This window comes from uncultured Stenotrophomonas sp., assembly GCF_945952405.1.
In the GTDB taxonomy this organism is placed as follows: Bacteria; Pseudomonadota; Gammaproteobacteria; order Xanthomonadales; family Xanthomonadaceae; genus Stenotrophomonas.
Map to the genome: position 1 here is coordinate 71712 of NZ_CAMFIA010000008.1, position 18190 is coordinate 89901.

The following is an 18190-nucleotide window of genomic DNA, read 5'->3' on the forward strand; positions in this document are numbered from 1 at the left end:
CCACCAGATTGGTCGGCACCCACCAGACCGGCGGCGATCAGGCCAACGCCGCCAGCGCCGTCACCAACGCATCCATCTGTTCCGGCCGGGTGAACACCGACGGCGTCACCCGCACGCACGCCCCCGACTCCAACCCGTCGCGATGGGTGGTGAACACCCGATGTTCATCCAGCAGGCGCTTCTGCAACGCGATGTTGTCCGCCACGCTGGCCCGTCCACGCAGGCGCACGCTGGCCAGCGCACTGGCCAGCGCCGGATCCGGCGAAGACAGTACTTCGATATGCGCCATCTGCCGCGCCGGTGCCGTCCAGCGCTCGCGCAGGTAGCGCAGCCGCGCCTGCTTGTTGGCCACACCGATGCGCTGGTGCAGGGCAATCGCTTCGGGCAGGGCCAGGTAGGCCGCGAAGTTCACCGTGCCGGTATGCACGCGGCTGCCCACGCGACCGTCATCGGCCTCGCCCATGTAGGGGTCAAGATCGCTCACGCGGCCCCTGCGCACGTACATCGCGCCCACCCCGACCGGCGCGCCGATCCACTTGTGCAGGTTGATGCCGACGAAGTCGGCCTTGAGCTGTGGCACCACATAGTCGATCTGGCCAAAGCCATGTGCCGCATCGACGATCACATCGATACCGCGGGCGCGGGCCCGCTCGGCGATCTCCGCCACCGGCAGCACCAGGCCATGACGATGACTGACCTGGGTCAGCAGCACCAGCTTCAGGCGTGGCAGCCGCGCGAAGGCCGCCTCGTAGGCCTGCAGGATCTGCGCAGTGTCCGGCACCGCGGGCAGCGCGATACGCTCCACCTGCGCCCCCCGGCGCTGCTGCAGCCAGCGCATTGCGCCGATCATGCTGTCGTAGTCGATATCCGCGTACAACACCTGGTCACCGGGCTGCAGGCGGTTGTAGCCGCCGATCAGCGCCAGCATCGCTTCGGTGGCGCCGCGGGTCAGTGCGATCTCATCGGCGCCCACGCCCAGCAGCGTCGCCACCTGCTGCTGCACCGCCATGTACTGCGCCGGGAACTCACGACGGCCGTACCAGGCGTTGCCACGATTCACCTCGGCGGTATGGCGCTGGTAGCTGGCCAGCGTTTCGCGGCCCATCGCGCCCCAGTAGCCGTTCTCCAGATGGTTCACCTCACCGGTGATATCGAAGTGGCTGGCCACCGCGGACCAGTACGTCTCATCGCGGGCGAGCACATCCGGCGCCGCGGAAGAAGTGGGAATGTCCATTGGCGCAGCGTAGCGCGCGGCCGCCGGAGCAGCCAGCGTATCCAGGCCGGACGCGACGGCCGGCAGCAGTACGCCGGCACGCAGCAGGGAGCGGCGGTTGCGGTCCATCAGAAGCTCAACCGGTACTGCGCGTACAGGTTGGCACCGTCGGTGTCGTACGGAGCGTTGCGCGAGTAGACCAGGCCACGACTGGCCTGGAAGGTGGCCTCGTCCGGGTAGCGGTCGAACACATTGTCCGCGCCGACGCGCAGGCTGTGGTGCTCGTTGATGCGGTAGCCCACGGCCAGGTCGAGGAAGCTCATCGCGCCGAAGCGCTGGTAGATGTCTCCCGCTGCATTGCCGCTGGAATCGGTCCAGGCACCGTAGTAGCGCATCCGCGCCATCAGCGACCAGGCGCCCACATCCCAGCTGCCGGTGAGGCTGCCCTTGTGCTCCGGCAGGCGGTCTTCGAACAGCACGCGCTGGGTTTCGTTGGTGGCCACCGACGTGCTGCCGTTGTCGACGCGGGTGCGGTTGTAGTTGTAGGCCAGGGTCAGCGTCATGCGGCCGGCGCCGAGCTCGCGCAGGTAGTTGCCGACCACATCCACGCCGGTGGTGGTGGTGTCGAAGTCGTTGGTGAAGTAGTTCACCGAGGTATAGCCCAGCGGATTCGGCGTGCCGCGCGGAATGGCGAAGCTGGCGGACTGGCTGAAGCGGTCGGTGAGCTTGATCTGGTAGAGGTCCACCGAACCGGACAGGCCCAGGTCGGTACGCCAGGTCAGGCCCAGCGAGGCGGTGCGCGATTCCTCCGGCTTCAGCGGCTTGGCACCGAGCAGTTGCGCCAGCGGGTCGTTCGGCGACAGGCGGCCGCTGGTGAAGATCTGCAGCGTGCGCGTGTCCAGGCCCTGGGTGGTGCTGGTGGTATTGAGCTGCGCGGGCGTCGGCGCGCGGAAGCCGCTGGACACGGTACCGCGCAGGGCCACGTCCGGGGTGATCGCAAAGCGCGCCGAGAGCTTGCCATCCAGCGTGCTGCCGAAGCTGGAGAAGTCCTCGTAGCGGCTGGCCGCACCGATGCTCCAGCGCTCGCCGAGCGGTACTTCCATATCCACGTAGGCCGCTTTGCTGCGCTGGCTCCACTGCCCGGCCTGGCTGGCCGAGAAGCCCGGCGCGCCGTTTGAATTGGCCTCCAGGCCAGCAGCGGCACCCGGTCCCACTGCGTACGAGGCCGGATCACCGGCGCGCACCTGGTAGGTTTCCTGGCGGAACTCACCACCGAAGGCAACGTTGATCGGCTTGGACAGTGCAGCCACGTCCCACTCGTAGTTGAAGTCGGCGTTGGCGTTCTTCTCGGTCTGGGTCAGCCGGCCGAGGTCGAACGCGGTCGGGCTGGCCGGACCCAGCGAGGCATTGATGGAGTTCTTCAGGCTGTAGTCGATGGCATTGCGGCCATACGACGCACTGAGATCCCAGCGCAGCTTCGGCGTGATCTCGCCACGCAGCCCGCCGACCAGCTGCAGGTCGTTCTGTGTATTGCCGTACTGCGGGCTGAAGCCCACCGGGTACAACGAGCGCAGGTTCCAGCCGGGGAAGATCGCAGTGGTGCGGTAGGCTCCGGTGGTGGTATCCGGGTTGCGCCAGTTGAAGTCGCTGACACCCTCGCTGTGGCTGTACAGGCCGAACGCATAGAGCTCCAGCGTATCGCTGGCGTTGGCCTTCACGTTGAAGCCGACACGGCGGCTCTCCAGGTCCGGCTGGCCCCAACGCTGCACCGGATCGGGCACCTGCAGGTCCGGATGTGCGGCCTGGAAGGCGATGGCATCCGGGCGCTGGCGGGTACGCGAGGTGGCATTGGAGTTGGACGACTCGGCGAACAGCACCAGGCTGCCGTAGTCCCCCAGCGACCAGCCGGTGCGCGCACTGAAATCACGCGACGCACCGTCGCCCTGCGCGTACTGCGAGTACCCCGCGGTGATCTCGCTACCCGGGCCGTCCTCGAGAATGATGTTGATGACACCGGCGATGGCATCCGAGCCGTACTGCGCTGATGCGCCGTCGCGCAGCACTTCGATGCGCTTGATCGCGCTGGTCGGAATCTGCGCCAGGTCGGCGGCCTGTGCGCCGCGGTTGCCCAGCAGCGCGCTGCGGTGGAAGCGACGGCCGTTGACGAGCACCAGGGTCTGGTCCGGCGACAGGCCGCGCAGCGTGGCCGGGCGCACGAACACCTGGCCATCCGCCATCGGCAGCCGCTGCACCACGAACGACGGCACCAGCTGTGCCAGTACGTCCTTCAGGTCGGTGGACTCGACCGACCTGATGTCTTCCTTGCTGAAGACATCCACCGGTGCCAGCGTTTCGAACTGGGTGCGGTTGGAGGCGCGGGTGCCGGTGACCAGCATCGCATCAAGCTGGGTCGGCGCCGCGTGGCGGCTGCCGGAGGCATCGACCGCGTCAGCCTCCGCTGCGATCGCGCCTCCTGCGCTGGCCATGGAAAGGGCGAGGAGGATGGAACGCGAAAGCTTCGAACGATGCACGGCAGGGCTCCGGAAGGGCACGACAGGGCCAGCACCTGCTCGGACACATCAGGCCTGGACAAGGCGCGCAGTCTCGGCGCGCTCTGTGAAGAAGGCATGACGTCGGCACGACAGCTTGATGTGCGCGTGCGCGCATACGCGGTAGATCCACGCCAGGCGTGGCTGAGCGGGCTGCCGGGCCACCAGCCGACGCAAAGCGCTGGCAGCGCAAGAACTGCTAAACGCTGCACCCGCCGATCCGCTACTGTGCCCGGCAATGGATTCCGGAACAGCAGCATGAGCGCGGCAGGCAAGGCCTTGTGGTACATCGAAACCCACGCAGAGTCGCCACTGGCGCTGGCCGATATCGCCGCCGCGGCCGGGCTTTCGCCGTTCCACCTGTCACGCCTGTTCCAGGCGCGCACCGGAACGTCGGTGATGCGCTACCTGCGCGGCCGGCGCCTGACCGCAGCCGCACAGCGGCTTGCCGAGGGTGCAGGCGACATCCTGCAGGTTGCGCTGGGCGCGGGCTACACCACCCATGCCGCGTTCACCCGCGCCTTCTGCGAACAGTTCGGGCAGACCCCGGAACGGGTCCGCGAGCACGGCACCCGTGGGCTGGCACTGGTGCAGGCGATCCGGGTAGACGATGCGCCTACCGCCTGCACCGAAGCACCACGGCTGCTCGATACGCCCGCCTTCCAGCTGGCCGGCATCGGCATGCGCCATACCCGCACCAGCGGTGGCGCCATACCGGGACAGTGGGCCCAACTCAACCGCGAATGGCCCGCCCCGGCGCCGATCAGTTTCGGCGTCTGCTGCAACAGCGATGACGACGGTGGCTTTGATTACATCGCCGCCTTGCCCGCCGCTTCGCTGCCGACCCTGCCCGCGCACTGGCAACGGCTGGAGGTTCCGGCGCGGCGCTACCTGGTGGCCTGGCACGGCGGGCATATCTCGACCATCCGCTCGACCTGGTTCTGGCTGCTGGACCACTACCTGCCCGGTTCCGGTCTCGGCCTGGCCGATGCACCGGACCTGGAACGCTACGACACGCGTTTCGATGAGCACACCGGCAACGGCGGCGTGGAGATCTGGTTGCCGGTGGACGAACGCCCGCGCTGACATGGAGTTGAACATGCACCTGCCCGCCGCCGTGCTGGGATTGATCCTGATGGCCTGCAGCGTGATCGCCAACGCCGGCGGTACCGGGGTGGCCGGCGAGCGCCACGGCACCACCACGCTGGCCAGCGCTGCGGTGCGCGACGCGCAGCAGCGCGACACCCTGCGCTATACGGTGTGGTACCCGGCGCCCGCAGGCAGCGACGAAACCGCGCTGGTGATCGGCCCGCCCGATGCGCCCCTGTTCGAGGTCGGCCGCGCGGCGATGGATGCCCCGATTGCCGGCGGTCGCCTGCCAACGCTGCTGCTCTCGCACGGCAACGGCGGCAGCGCGCGCATGATGGGCTGGCTGGGTACGGGGTTGGCGCGGGCCGGCTACCTGGTGATCGCGGTCGATCATCCCGGCAACAATGGTGCCGATCCGATGACCCTGCCCGGCAGCGTACTGAGCTGGCTGCGTGCCGACGATCTGCGTGCCGCGCTGGCGGCGGTGCAGGCCGACCCGGCGTTCGCTGCGCACATCGATCCTGAGCGGCTGGGCGTGGCTGGGTTCTCGGCCGGCGGCTACACCGCATTGCTGGCGGCCGGCGCACGGCCCGACCTGCAGCGGCTGCTGGCGTTCTGCGGCGCACATCCGGATGACGGCGTATGCCGGCCCCAGCAGGAAGCCGCCACGCATACGATGGATGCCCGCCTCGCTGCCGCCGCGTCACCCGCGCTGGCGCCGTGGGTCCAGCATGCCAACGATCCGCGCGCGATTCCCGGCGTGCGCGCGGTGTTCCTGCTGGCCCCGGCCATCGTGCAGGCCTTCCCACCCGGGCAACTGGCGGCGCTGCGGCAGCCGGTGTCGATCATGCTGGGCGAGGCGGATACGGTTGCACCACCGCAGAGCAATGGCGAGGCCGCGCAGGCGTCGATTGCAGGCGCCGAACTGCAGCGCCTGCCAGGAGTGGGTCACTACGACTTCCTCTCCGCCTGTGCACCCGCAGGCCTGCGACAGCTGCCGGCGCTGTGCGCCACCGCGGTGCCGAAGGCCGACACCCAGCGGCAGGCGCTGGAAACCGCCGTGCGCTTCTTCGGCCAGTCCCTGCGCTAGTGGCTCCCGCGCATCGCCCGGCGCTACAGTGGGCATGTCGATGGAGGATCATTCATGCGCCTGCTTCATCTCGTCCTGCCGGTATCCGATGTGGCCACCGCCGCGGCCTACTTCCACGACGTGCTGCAGCTGCGCGTGGTCGGCAATCACGTGCACATCGGCTGGAGCACGATCGAACTGCAACCGGCGGGGGATCAACCGGTCGGCGGCGTGCACCTGGCCTTCAACGTGCCGGACAACCGCTTCGGCGAGGCCATCACCTGGTTGCGCGAGCGCACACCGCTGCAGCGCAATCCTGCAGGGCTGGACTACTTCGCGCTGGAAAGCAGCTGGCAATCGCAGTCGGTGTACTTCACCGGTCCCGACGGCCTGATCCTGGAGCTGATCGGCCGCCGACGCCTGCCGCACGGCAGCCACCCGGGCCGGTTCCATGGCAGCGAACTGACCTGCCTGAGTGAAGTCGGCTTGCCCAGCCATGATGTCGACAGCGTGCGCGCTCAGTCACAGCAACAGTTCGGCCTGCAGCCGATCAGCCCACCCTCGCCGCAGTTCGCCCCAATGGGCGACGACGAGGGCCTGCTGATCGTGGTTGCGGCGGATCGACGCTGGTTCCCCGAGCAGAAGGATTTGCCGAACGCGCAGGGCCTGCAGCTGCAGGTGGGCGGCGTGGCGGGCGCCGGCGAGCTCCGCGACGATGCGCTGGGCTGGCGGGTCGTCGCGATCTGAGCCCGCGGCGCAGGCCTGACGCACGCTACTGCGTGCGCGTGGCCTGCCCGGCCTCGATCTGTGCGTGCAGCGCCTGCAGCCGCGCGGCCGTCTGCCGGAACACCTGCAGGTCGGCGTCAACCAGCGCTGGCCAATCCGCAGCATGGCCCAGCAGCTGCGCCACCTGCTCCTGCGGCGCGCGGTCGAAGCCTTCGCCCAGCACGCCGAGATAGCGCTGGCGGAAGCCCTCCGGGTCACGTTGGTCCTGCGCGTACAGCTGCACCGCCAGCAACCCCGCATACAGGTAGTTCACCAGGTAGTTCGGGTCTTCATACATCAGGCGCTTGTTGATCCAGGTCGCGCGCAGCTGCGGATAGCGCTCTGGTTGCTGGCCGAAGCGTGCCAGCACCTGGCCGGTCAACGTGTCCAGATCATCGGCGGTGCCCAGCGTGCCTGCCGCCACGCCACGATAGATCGACTGCTCCAGCTGAGCCTCTTCGGACGAGGTGAACAGCTGCAGCACCATGTCGTCCAGCAGCGACTTCAGGTAATAGGCCTTGGCGCGCGGGTCCTGTGCCTGCCGGTACAGCTGGTCGCGGAAGTGCAGTTCGTTGTAGATGGCGAACGCCTCGGTCAGCCATTTGCTGCCGTTGCGCTGCAGCGGCGACGCATGGTCGCGCTGCATCCACTCGCTGTGCAGCGCATGCCCGGCTTCATGCGCGATCTCCACGTCGCTTTCCAGATCGCCCCTGCGTACGCCGACGAACAGCATGGCCGGGCTGCCGGGAGCGCTCACCGAGAATGCATCCTGGCTGCGGTCGCCGCGTTCACTGGCCAGGTCCATACGCTGGTTGGCCGGATCGAGCAGCGCGTGCAGCTCGGTGACGTAGGCCGGCCCCAGGTGCTGCATGGCGTCGGCAGCGGTGTCGCGCAGCTGCGCCAGGGTCAGCACCGGTGGCGTGAATCCCGCGTCCGGTACGGTGGTATCCCAGAGCTGCGGCGCATCGATGCCGGAACGCGCGGCGTGGCGCAGCAGCATGTCCTGGTACGCGCGGCGATCGCCCGCGTGGTGTTCGATCGCCACCAGCGTGGCATCCACCGCCGCGGCATCCAGGCCCATGCGCTGGTAGCCACGCGCCGGGGCCGAGCCATCGCCCTGCAGGCGTGCGCTGGCGTCGTTCACCTGTACCAGCCCCAGCAGCACCGTGGCCATCGGCTCACGCCGCGACTGCAGCCCCTGCCAGTACCCTTTCCAGCCCGCCTCGCGCAGCGCACGGTCCGACTGCCGGGCCAATGCCTGCTTGTCGCGTCCGGTATCCCAGTGCCGGCCATCGCGTTCGATCTGCGGGTAGTCGGCACTGCGCAGGATCTGCCCGCGCAGGCGCCCGAAGCTGTCCAGCGCCGGATCCGCCAGGGCCTCCACGGCCTCATCCAGCGTGGCGTTGGCCGGCGTGGCCGCCTCCTTCAGCGCACGCGCGCGCAGGAAGGCATACGGCGCTGCCCACGCCGCATCTGCGGGAGACTCGCGCAGCGCCGCACGACCGCTGCGCGCGATGCGGCTGCACAGCCCCGCCGTCTGCTCCAGTGCCTGTGCCGGGCGGTGGTCGCGCGCGTTGCGCGCCGACTGCAGGTGCAGATAGGCGAGATGGCGCAGGCACTGCGACTCCAGTGCCTCGGCCTGCTGGAAGCGTTCCGCAGGATCGACGGCGGAGGCCTGCTGCAGGGCCTCCACGCGCTGGCCCAGTGCATCACGCGCGCTCTGCTCGGCCGCCGCAGTGGCGAAGTAGGCGCGATCGTTGGCCTGCAGCGACTGCGCCTGCAGGCCGGTGAACGGCATCATCGCCAGCACTACGGCAACGACGGGGGTGGTGCGCATCCTGCGAGCCTGCATCGGCGTCTCCCTGCCTGGACCAGGCCTCGAGCCTAGCAGCCGCAGCCCGCCATGACTGTGCCGGATGCGGCCTCAGATCGACTCATCCTCGCGCTTGACCAGCGTCCAGCAGGGGGTCTGCGCGAACGTGTAGGTCTGCTGGTCGCTGCTGTCCGGCGTGCGCACCTGTACCTGCCGCTGCCCCTCCGCCGTAGAGCTGACCTGCATCTCACGGCCCTGCCCGGCCAGGGCGGCCGGATCGGGCATCACCGGCCACTCGACATCGGCCAGCGCCAGGCGGCTTTCCACCTTGCGCGGTTCCGGCTCGGCCTCTGCATCGATGTAGCTGTCCAGCAACGGATCGGCAGTGGCCTGTTCCTGCAGCGTGATCTCGTTGCCGAAGTGGCTCAGGAACGTGTCGAAACCCGGGTAGCGGCATTCGCTGCGGCCCGCTGCTGGCGTCGGCCCGGCCGCGGTCGGCGGCGCTGCCAGTGCCGTCTGTGCCGGCACGGCGGGCGCGACCTTGGCTGCGGGCGCGGCCTGCGGCGCAGGCCTGCAGGCAGCCAGGGCCAGAACCAGGGCCAGCATCAGCACGGCAGCAGAACGGTATCGACGCATGGGCTCATCCTGAATCCGGTTCGTTCGCCCCATGCTACCGCGCCGCCTACACTTCCCGCATTCCGCCTGCCGAGATGCCCATGCGCCGCCTGCTGCTCCTGTTCGCCCTGCTGCTGCCAGCCCTGTCGCCCGCGATGGCGAAGGGCGTCGAAGTCCGCGAAGGCGACCTGCTGTTCGTCACCGCTGGCCACAGCGGCCTCAGCGCGGCCATCGACGATGCCACTGCCCGGCAGGATTCGCAGAGCTTCGACCATGTCGCCCTGCTCGCCTCCGCGGCGGAGGGCTGGCAGGTTCTGCATGCGGACGAGAAAGGCTCGCGCCAGCAGTCACTGGCCGCGTTCCGCCAGGACGCCCGGGCCAAGCAGCGGCAGATCGTGGTCTACCGCCTGCGCGCGCCGCAACAGGCAGCGATCAGGGACGCGGTCGCCACCGCGCGTACGATGCTGGGCAAGCCGTACAACACGTCCTACGTGTTGAACGAGGACAGCTACTACTGCTCGGACTTCATCGAGCGCGCGTTCCGTGCGCACCACGTGTTCGCGCTGCAGCCGATGAACTTCCGCAACCCGCAGACCGGGCAGATCGCGCAGCACTGGATCGACCTGTACCGCGGCATGGGCCTGGACGTGCCGCAGGATCAGCCCGGCACCAATCCGAACGACATGTCGGCCGCGCCGGTCCTGCAGCGTATCGGCGTACTGGAATAAGCGAAGCCCCGCACAAGGCGGGGCTCCTCCGGTCACACCGCGTGCGCGGCGCGATCATTCTTCTTCGTCGTGGCCGCCCTGCTGCTGGTTGCGCTTGTCGCGCTGCTGCTGGTCCTGCTGCTGTTGCTGCTGCTGATCACGGCCGCGTCCCTGCTGCGGATCCTGCTGGTTCTGCTGGCCCGGCTGCTTCTGGTTCGGGTTCTGGTTCTGCTGTGCCATGTCCGATTCTCCAACGCCACGCGCGGAATGCGGTGGACGGGGCCATCGTCTGCAGCGATTGGTTAATCGCGCGTTCGCGGGCGGCTACATCCATGTGTACGCGCGTGAATGAACGCGCGAAGGCCCTTGTCGCACAAGCCCCTGAAGGATTCATGCGGGTTCTTCATGTACTCATTCCAGCACGGGCAACGCTCGCATTCATGGCATTCACCACAGCGAACGCGCGCGAAACGAGGCTGGCCTCCGGAGCATGCCGCGAGGCCGGCGCTGCCCTCAGGGCATCACCGGCGGCACATAGGCCAGGGTCAAGCCCAGCAGCCACAGCAGGCCCAGCACCAGCGGGATGTGCACCAGCAGCTGGATGAAGGTGAAGCCCACGATGTCGCGCGCCTTCAGGCCCAGCACGCCCAGCAGCGGCAACATCCAGAACGGATTGATCAGGTTCGGCAGTGCCTCGGCCGCGTTGTAGACCTGCACCGCCCAGCCCAGATGCGCCTTCAGCTCGTTGGCGGCCTGCATCACGTACGGTGCCTCGATGATCCACTTGCCACCACCGGAGGGCACGAAGAAGCCCAGCACCGCCGAATACACGCCCATCACCAGTGCGAAGCTGTCGGTACTGGCCACGTGCACGAACAGGCTCGACAGCCGATGCGCCAGTGTCTGCCCATCGCCACCGGCGGCATGGGTGAGGATCATCGCGATGCCACCGTACAGCGGGAACTGGATCAGCACGCCGGTGGTGCTCGGCACCGCCTTGGCCACCGCGTTGAGGAAGCTGCGCGGGCGCCAGTGCAGCAGCAGGCCCAGCGAGATGAACAGGAAGTTGTAGGTGTTGAGGTTGGCGATGGCGGTAACCACCGGCTTGTTGGCGAACTCGTTGAACAACCAGCCGAATGCCAGCAACGAGAGCAACACGGTCAGCAGCGGGCTGTATTCCAGCCATTCGCCCGGACGCGTACGTCGCTGCAGCGGTTCCGGCTCGGCCTGCGCGGCACCGGGGAAGTCCTCGGCGGTCCGGGCGCTGCCGGCCGCCGGTGCGGTCAGCCAGGCAATCAGCAGCGAGACCAGGATCAGCACCGCGGTCAGCGCGATCGACTGCCACAGGAAAATGGTTTCGGTGAACGGCAGGACGCCGGTGATCTCGACCAGGCCCGGCGGCATGCTGGCCGGGTTGGCCTGCAGCTGTGCGGCCGAGGAACTCAGCCCCATCGCCCACACCGCCCCCAGCCCCAGGTAGGCCGAGGCGCCGGCGGCGCGGTAGTCCATGCGCAGTTCGGTGCGGCGCGCCAGCGCGCGAACCAACAGGCCGCCGAACACCAGCGAGAAGCCCCAGCTCAGCAGCGAGGCCAGCATGCTGACCAGGCCCACGTACACCACCGCGCCACGACCGGTACGCGGCACCCGCGCGAGGAAGTCGATGAAGCGCGCAACCACCGGTGCGGTCGCCACGGCGTAGCCGCCGATGACCACGAAGGCCATCTGCATGGTGAACGGAATCAGGCTCCAGAAGCCGTCACCGAAGGCACTGGCAGTGGCCTGCGGGGTGGCGCCGAACCCCATCGAGGCCAACGCGACGATGACCACGCCCAGCACCGCGAACACGTAGGCGTCGGGGAACCACTTTTCCGCCCAGGCGGCCGAGCGCAGCGCAGCGCGCGCCATCCAGCCGTCCTGTACTGCTGCCGTCGAGGCCATCGCCTACCCTCCCAGGTTCGATCACTCGATTCTGGGCGGTGCGATGCAGGCTGTCAGCCACCTATTGGTCGTAGGTGGCAGGGTGGTAGTGCCGGCCGCTGGCCGGCAACCTCGGTACCGCATACGGGTGCAGCCGGCCAGCGGCCGGCTCTACCCATCTCGTGTGCTCAGCGCAGCGCCAGATCCACGGCAATGCCGGCGAACAAGGCGGCACCCACCCAGTTGTTGTGCAGGAACGCCCGGAAGCACGGCCCGCGCTCGCGGTTGCGGCAGATCCAGAACTCGTACACCACCAGCGCCGTGGCCACAGCCACGCCTGCCAGGTAGTAGCCGCCCAGGCCGCCGCGCACGCCGACCAGCGCCATGGTGGCCAGGAACAGTGCGTACAGCACGCCCTGGATGACCAGGTCGAGATCACCGAACAGGATCGCAGTGGAGTGCGAGCCCATCTTCAGGTCGTCCTCGCGGTCCACCATGGCATACCAGGTGTCATAGGCGGTGGACCACAGGATGTTGCCGGCGTACAGCAGCCAGCCCAGCATCGGCACTTCACCCTGCACGGCGGCGAACGCCATCGGGATGCCCCAGCCGAACGACATGCCCAGGTAGACCTGCGGCAGATGCGTGTAGCGCTTCAGATAGGGATAGCTGGCGGCAAGGAACACACCGATGAAGCTCAGGCCGATGGTCAACCCGTTCAGGGTCAGCACCAGGCCGAACGCCACCAGCATCAGCACCGCGAACAGCGCCAGCGCGGCGCGGCCACTGATCGCGCCGGTGGCCAGCGGGCGCGTCCTGGTCCGCTCCACGTGCGGATCGAGCCAGCGGTCGGCATAGTCGTTGATGACGCAACCGGCCGAGCGGGTCAGCCACACACCGGCGGTGAACACGAACAGGGTCCACAGCGGCGGCAGGCCGCCGGCGGCCAGCCACAACGCCCACCAGGTGGGCCACAGCAGCAGCAGCGTGCCGATCGGGCGATCGGCGCGCATCAGACTCCAGTAATGCCGCCAACGCGGCGTCGCCGGCGACTGCGGCGAAGTGAGGGGGGTATCAGCCATGGCGATAGGATACTCCTGCCCCTCTGGCAGGGCTTTGCCCGGCGGGGGGAGATTTGTTCGGCGAAACTGGATAGAATGCCCATCCCGCACCGCCTCATGGCGCTGCGATGCCCGCCCCGGCACTGGTCGACGGCGTGGCGGTTCTACAACGCGCCCGTAGCTCAGCCGGATAGAGTAGTGGCTTCCGAAGCCATTGGTCGGGGGTTCGAATCCCTCCGGGCGCGCCATCTTTCCCTGCCTCGATCATCGTCGCCGACCGCTCCACAGCGTGCGGAACCGGCTGCTCGGCAGGATGGCCCCCGCTCACATGCAGGTTGGAAAGGCCGCGTCGAACGCCGTCATGGGCCGTTCTGGTCCTGGGACGGTGCTTCCGCATCCCTCATGGATTCCCTGCGCGCATAGCTGCGGTTGGGGTCCCGCGTGGCGCGAACGATCGGGCTGCGCGCGTGCCGGATCGCGCCCAGCATCCAGCACGGTACCAGCCCCGTCAGCACGATCAGCCCCCGCCATCCCCATGCCCTGGCGGAAACGGCCCAGACCAGTGGCAACGCCAGCAGCAGCGCGAAGACCTGCGTGCACATCACATAGAGCGTGTACGTGCCCAATCGGGGGTCCGACCGCAGAACAACCCCGCATCCGCAGCAGGCCACCTTGGCCTGCCGCTTCAGTGCAGACAGGAAGGGAAAGCGCTGCCCGTGGAAGCCGCAGAGCGGACAGGAGAATCCGAGCCAGGGCATCCGCGAACTCCTTCAGCCGTACTGCCAAGGATAGGGGTGATTGTGCACACGCACCGCGCAGACGACAACGCCGGGCAATGCCCGGCGTTGTCGTCACAGCGTGGAAGGGGGTAAGTCTCAGTACTTTCCGTCGAACGCGAAAATCGGCTTGCGCTGCTTCCACGCGCCTGCGGTGAAGTCCGGGAACTCCAGCGTCTGGAAGCTGTTGGCGATCGACTGCTCGCTCAGCGGCGTGATCGCGCTCCAGGTCACGGCGTCGTAGATGTCGATCGGCATCGGCGCCTTGGCCTTCAGCGCTTCCACGAAGGCATGGATGACGAACCAGTCCATGCCGCCGTGGCCTGCGCTGGCCGCGGTCTCCGCATTCTGCTTCCACAGCGGGTGCTCGTACTCGTCCTGGTACTTCTTGAACTCTTCCCACTGGTGCGGCGGGCTGCGTCCTTCAATGTGGATCGAATGGTTGACGTCCATCCACAGGCCCTTGGTGCCCTGCACGCGGAAGCCCATCGAGTACGGGCGCGGCAACGAGGTGTCGTGCTGCAGCAGGATGGTCTCGCCGTTCTCGCAGGCCAGGGTGGTGGTGACGATGTCACCCAGCTTGAACTTCACCTTGGTGCTGGGGTGCGTGGTACCGCCACTCTTGGCCACGGTGTATTCGTGCAGGCCGCGCGCCTTGGTGGCAAAGGCATTGATGTGGGTGAAGCGGTTGCCGCGGTTGATCCCGGTGTACATCGCGCACGGGCCGATGCCATGGCTGGGATACAGCTCGCCGTTGCGCTCGACCGAATGCTCGGTGCGCCAGCGTGCTTCGCTCCAGCCCTTGGGGCCGAACTCCACGCCGCTGTCATACGGCTGGTTGGGGTCGCCGGAATTGAACTTCACGCCACGCAGGTCGTGCTGGTAGCCGGCCTGCAGGTGCACCAGTTCGCCGAACAGGCCCTGGCGCACCATCTGCAGCGCCGCCATCACGTCGCGGCGGTAGCAGACGTTCTCCAGCAGCATGTACGGGGTGCCGGTGCTCAGCTGGGTCTTCAGCACATCCCAGTGATCCTGCAGGGTGATGCCAGCCACCACTTCGCAGCCTACGGCTACCCCGGCTTGCATCGCGGCAATCGCCATCGGCGCGTGGTACTCCCACGGCGTGGCGATGATCACGCCATCGATGCCCTTCTGTTCCAGCAGGCGCTTCCAGGCGTTGCTGTCACGGTCCTGGCCGTAGGTCTTCGGCGCCGGCTTGCCGGCCTTGCTGATCATCTCCACCGCGCGGCCGAGCATGATCGGCTCGATATCGCACACCGCAACGACCTCGACGTCGTCGCGGCGCACCAGCTCCTTCAGCAGCACCAGGCCACGCATGCCGGTGCCGATCATGGCCAGGCGCACTTTGCGCCCGCGCGCCCATGCCGGGGTCTGCGGCAGCAGGCTGCTGGCGGCGACAGCGGCACTGGCCGCGATGAATTCCCTACGCTTCATGGCAAACATCTCTCCTCTTGGCAGCGTGCCGGCCGCAGCCGGCACGCCAGGTCACGCAAACGGAATTACTTGAACCGGTAGCCGATGGTCACACTGTAACCACGACCGAAGATGGTCGCGTAGTCACTGGAGTCACCCAGGAAGCTGTTCGGATCGTAGAACGGCAGGCGGTTGAACAGGTTCTTGACGGTGAAGCTCAGGTTCCAGGCGTCGTCCGGGCGCCAGGTGACGCTCATGTTGGCGGTCCACCACGACGGCGCACCATCACACTTGCTCTCCTGCACGGCCAGGTAGCCACCGGTGCAGGTTTCCTTGTTGTTGCTCACTTCGTCAACCTGGTCGGTGGCCCACTTGGTGCCGCCGATGTAGTTGACGAACATGCTGGTGGTGACCTGCTTGTAGGTCCAGTCGGCATTGAGCGTGGCACGCAGGCGCGGGTTGTTGTAGTAGCCCACCACGTCGCCGTAGTACCAGCCGCTCTGCTCATCCAGGTAGAAGCGGTTGCGGTTGGCAATGGTGGCGGCCAGGCCGATGTTCAGGTTGCCCCAGTCACCCAGCGAGAAGCGGCTGCGCGCGTCGATGTCGAAGCCGTCGATCAGCGTCTTGCCGCGGTTCCTGTACTGGCCGACCACACTGGCCACGTTGCCGGCGGAGTAGCCCGGCAACGCCGTCGGGCAGGTCACGCCACTGGCCGGATCGGCGCACATCGCCGCCAGCTGCGCCAGGTTGGCACGGTCGCTGTCGGTGATCGGCGAGCGCGACATCGAGATGATGTCTTCGCTACGGCGGTAGTCCGGGGCCACGATCTCGTTGTTGCGGTAGATGAACCAGTAGTCCGCCGACACCGACAGCCAGTTCGCCGGCTCGTAAACGAAGCCGAGGGTGGCGATCTTCGCCTTCTCCGGCTTCAGGTCCTTGTTCGGCTGGGTCATGCGCGCCACGGTACGGCTGCAGTCGACATTCAGCATGTTCTTGCCCAGATCGACATCACCCGGACGCTGCGACTTCAGCAGCAGGTTGGCGATGGCATTGGTCTCGTTGCAGCGCAGCTCATCGCGGTAGCCACCGAGCTGCGCGAACACGCCACCATTGCCGGACTCGGCCAGGCTCGGCGCACGGAAGCCGGTGGAGTAGGTACCGCGCAGCATCAGCTGGTCGAATGCCTGGTACTTGAAGCCGATCTTCGGCGCGATGTTGGCGCTGAAGTTCGGGTACTTGTCCACGCGCACCGCCGCATCCAGTTCCAGCTTGTCGGTGATCGGCGCCACGGTCTCGGCGAACAGCGCATAGGTGTTGCGCTTGCCGTCGAACCAGGAACCGCCCTGCTGGGTGATCAGGCCGTTGGCGGCATCGGCGTTGCCCGGGGTGTAGAAGGTTTCGCGGCTGGCATTGAAGCCGAACGCGGCGCGCATCTCGCCGGCCGGCAGCTGGAACAGCGGGCCTTCGATCTTGCCGTCCAGGGTATGCAGGCGGGTCCACGACTGGATGTCGAAGGTCGGGAACGCCTCGCGGATCAGTGCAGCGTTGGCCTCGCTGATCTCGCCGAACTTGTACGCCGGGTGATCGGAGATGATCACGCGACCGGTACCCGGATCGATCGTGTACGGGCCGAAGGCCTTCTCGAAGCCCTTGGTGTTGACGTTGATGGTCTGGTAGGTGGTGGAGTGGGTACCGGCGCTGGCGAACGCAGTTTCCCAGTTCCAGTCACCCACGTTGCCACGTGCACCGGCCAGCACGCGGTAGCTCTTGTCGGTGTTGCGCTGTCCGAAGTAGTTGGGGCCGGCGTCCTGCAGCAGGTAGTTCAGGCCGACCACCCCGCCCATCATCGCCTTCATGGCCGGGCTGGCGTGGTTGTACTCGTTGTTCGGGCCCAGGAACGGGTACAGGAACTGGTTGACCGAGTTGCCGGTGTTGCGCGAGAACCAGCTGGTCGGGTTGCCGGTGGTGGTGCCGTAGGTGCGCGGAGTACCACCGTTGGCACGCAGGTCGATGTCGGTGTAGGTCGCCTCGGCAAAGATCTCGGTGGTGTCACCGACCAGGAAGGTGCCGTTGAGGTAGGCGGTGTTGCGCTCGGACTTGGCGCCGGCATCGATCTCGTTGTTCATCCAGGTTTCCCAGACGCAACGCGGACCGGCCGCTTCACTGGTCAGCACGTTCTTGCAGCCCGGTGCCGCTTCCTGCACGCGGCGGCCGGTGACCGGATCGAAGGCGAAGTAGCTGCCCGGGTTGAACTCGCCCGGCTTGCTGCCCACGCCCAGGCGCAGGTTGTTGAGGTAGTTCGGGTTGTTGACGTAGTACTGGCTGGGCCGCTTGTCGTAGAAATCGCTGAGCGGAATCGCGTCGCGGCGGTACATGTTCACCGCGCCGTAGATGTTGAAGCGATTCTCGGCCAGGTCGCCGAAACCGGCGGTGATGCTGGCCTGGCGCTCGCCGTAGGAGTCGATGCGCGAGGAGGTGTCGTTGGTGAAGCTGACCTCGGCGCCCTGGAAGTTGCGCTTGGTGATCACGTTGATCACGCCAGCCACCGCATCGGTGCCGTACACCGCCGAGGCGCCGTCGGTCAGCACTTCCATGCGTTCGATGGCCGCGGCCGGGATCGCATCGATGTTGACGAACTGGGTCTGGAAGCCGGCCGGTGCACCGTAGTAGGACAGGCGACGGCCGTTCAGCAGCACCAGCGTGCCCTGCGCGCCGAGGCCACGCAGGTTGGCCTGCGACGCACCGTCGGAGCCGGTGAACAGCGAGCGTGCATCCTGCTGCGCCGGGCGCGCAGCCGGCAGGTTGTCCAGCACCTGCAGCAGCGTGCGCGCACCCATGTTCTGGATGTCCTGCTTGCTGATCACCTGCACCGGCGAGGCGGTTTCAACGTCGGTGCGGCGGATGTTGGAGCCGGTGACCTCGATGCGGGCCAGGTCGGTGGCCTTGTCCTTGCTCTCCTGGGCGAAGGCAGGTACGGCGACCGAGAGCAGCGCGCCGGCGATGGCCAGCGACAGCGGAGCAATCGAACGACAGGGGGGGCGGTGGTGGCGTGCGGGCAACATCGGGGTTCTCTCCTGGCAGGGGTGCAGCGCAAAAAGTGAGCGCATGGGCGTTCGGCGGGCAAAACGCTCCCGGGCCACGGCCACGAGGGCCGTAGTCGGAATGGGCGGGGGGAGGAGCGG

General features: G+C 67.5%; 14 protein-coding genes and 1 tRNA gene. 5 read left to right on the forward strand and 10 right to left on the reverse strand.

Annotated elements, in window-relative coordinates:
* Positions 1 to 37 precede the first annotated feature (37 nt).
* Both Q0P60_RS10390 and Q0P60_RS10395 read right to left on the reverse strand, forming a co-directional pair.
* Positions 38 to 1342 (reverse strand): aminotransferase class V-fold PLP-dependent enzyme, encoded by a 1305-nt coding sequence (locus Q0P60_RS10390; RefSeq protein WP_294992327.1) that lies wholly within the window; start codon positions 1340 to 1342, stop codon positions 38 to 40.
* Positions 1342 to 3744 carry a TonB-dependent receptor gene (locus tag Q0P60_RS10395; RefSeq protein WP_294992331.1) on the reverse strand — a complete coding sequence of 801 codons (2403 nt, stop codon included), beginning with the start codon at positions 3742 to 3744 and terminating at the stop codon, positions 1342 to 1344. The genes Q0P60_RS10390 and Q0P60_RS10395 overlap by 1 nt, the downstream gene beginning before the upstream one ends.
* A 276-nt stretch (positions 3745 to 4020) precedes the next feature.
* Between Q0P60_RS10395 and Q0P60_RS10400 the strand changes: the two genes are divergently transcribed.
* Genes Q0P60_RS10400 through Q0P60_RS10410 form a run of 3 tightly spaced genes read left to right on the forward strand, consistent with a single transcriptional unit; the run spans position 4021 to position 6667 of the window.
* Positions 4021 to 4848, forward strand: coding sequence for an AraC family transcriptional regulator (locus Q0P60_RS10400; RefSeq protein WP_294992334.1), 828 nt, complete (start codon positions 4021 to 4023; stop codon positions 4846 to 4848).
* Between the two features lie 13 nt (positions 4849 to 4861).
* Positions 4862 to 5941: an alpha/beta fold hydrolase gene (locus Q0P60_RS10405; RefSeq protein ID WP_294992338.1), complete on the forward strand. Its 1080-nt coding sequence runs from the start codon at positions 4862 to 4864 to the stop codon at positions 5939 to 5941.
* A 54-nt stretch (positions 5942 to 5995) separates the two neighbouring features.
* Complete coding sequence (locus Q0P60_RS10410; RefSeq protein WP_294992341.1) at positions 5996 to 6667, forward strand: VOC family protein; 672 nt, start codon at positions 5996 to 5998, stop codon at positions 6665 to 6667.
* Positions 6668 to 6692: 25 nt separating this feature from the next.
* On the opposite strand, the gene Q0P60_RS10415 is transcribed toward Q0P60_RS10410, so the two are convergent.
* Both Q0P60_RS10415 and Q0P60_RS10420 read right to left on the reverse strand, forming a co-directional pair.
* On the reverse strand, positions 6693 to 8537 hold the full coding sequence (locus Q0P60_RS10415; RefSeq protein WP_294992344.1) for a M3 family metallopeptidase: 1845 nt from the start codon (positions 8535 to 8537) through the stop codon (positions 6693 to 6695).
* 72 nt (positions 8538 to 8609) lie between these two features.
* A complete protein-coding gene (locus Q0P60_RS10420; RefSeq protein ID WP_294992347.1) occupies positions 8610 to 9134 on the reverse strand; it encodes a hypothetical protein in 525 nt (174 codons plus the stop codon).
* A gap of 80 nt (positions 9135 to 9214) precedes the next feature.
* Here Q0P60_RS10420 and Q0P60_RS10425 point away from each other — a divergent pair, with 80 nt between their 5' ends.
* The gene (locus Q0P60_RS10425) at positions 9215 to 9841 is read left to right on the forward strand and encodes a YiiX/YebB-like N1pC/P60 family cysteine hydrolase (RefSeq protein WP_294992350.1); all 627 of its coding nucleotides are present in this window, start codon (positions 9215 to 9217) and stop codon (positions 9839 to 9841) included.
* A 54-nt stretch (positions 9842 to 9895) separates the two neighbouring features.
* Here the strand turns inward: Q0P60_RS10425 and Q0P60_RS10430 are convergent, their stop codons facing one another.
* From Q0P60_RS10430 to ubiA, 3 genes are all read right to left on the reverse strand, one after another.
* The gene (locus tag Q0P60_RS10430; RefSeq protein WP_294992352.1) at positions 9896 to 10060 is read right to left on the reverse strand and encodes a hypothetical protein; all 165 of its coding nucleotides are present in this window, start codon (positions 10058 to 10060) and stop codon (positions 9896 to 9898) included.
* 273 nt (positions 10061 to 10333) lie between these two features.
* Positions 10334 to 11758, reverse strand: a complete 1425-nt coding sequence (locus Q0P60_RS10435; RefSeq protein ID WP_294992354.1) for a TIGR00366 family protein — start codon at positions 11756 to 11758, stop codon at positions 10334 to 10336.
* A gap of 167 nt (positions 11759 to 11925) precedes the next feature.
* Entirely contained in the window at positions 11926 to 12819 is an 894-nt protein-coding gene (gene ubiA / locus Q0P60_RS10440; RefSeq protein ID WP_294992357.1) for a 4-hydroxybenzoate octaprenyltransferase, read from the reverse strand.
* Between the two features lie 150 nt (positions 12820 to 12969).
* On the opposite strand from ubiA, the gene Q0P60_RS10445 reads away from it, so the two are divergent.
* Positions 12970 to 13046: transfer RNA gene (locus Q0P60_RS10445), tRNA-Arg, on the forward strand.
* A gap of 111 nt (positions 13047 to 13157) precedes the next feature.
* Here the strand turns inward: Q0P60_RS10445 and Q0P60_RS10450 are convergent.
* From Q0P60_RS10450 to Q0P60_RS10460, 3 genes are all read right to left on the reverse strand, one after another.
* Entirely contained in the window at positions 13158 to 13556 is a 399-nt protein-coding gene (locus tag Q0P60_RS10450; RefSeq protein WP_294992360.1) for a hypothetical protein, read from the reverse strand.
* A gap of 117 nt (positions 13557 to 13673) precedes the next feature.
* Positions 13674 to 15029, reverse strand: a complete 1356-nt coding sequence (locus Q0P60_RS10455) for a Gfo/Idh/MocA family oxidoreductase (RefSeq protein WP_294992363.1) — start codon at positions 15027 to 15029, stop codon at positions 13674 to 13676.
* A gap of 65 nt (positions 15030 to 15094) precedes the next feature.
* Positions 15095 to 18070, reverse strand: coding sequence for a TonB-dependent receptor (locus Q0P60_RS10460; RefSeq protein ID WP_294992368.1), 2976 nt, complete (start codon positions 18068 to 18070; stop codon positions 15095 to 15097).
* Positions 18071 to 18190 lie beyond the last annotated feature (120 nt).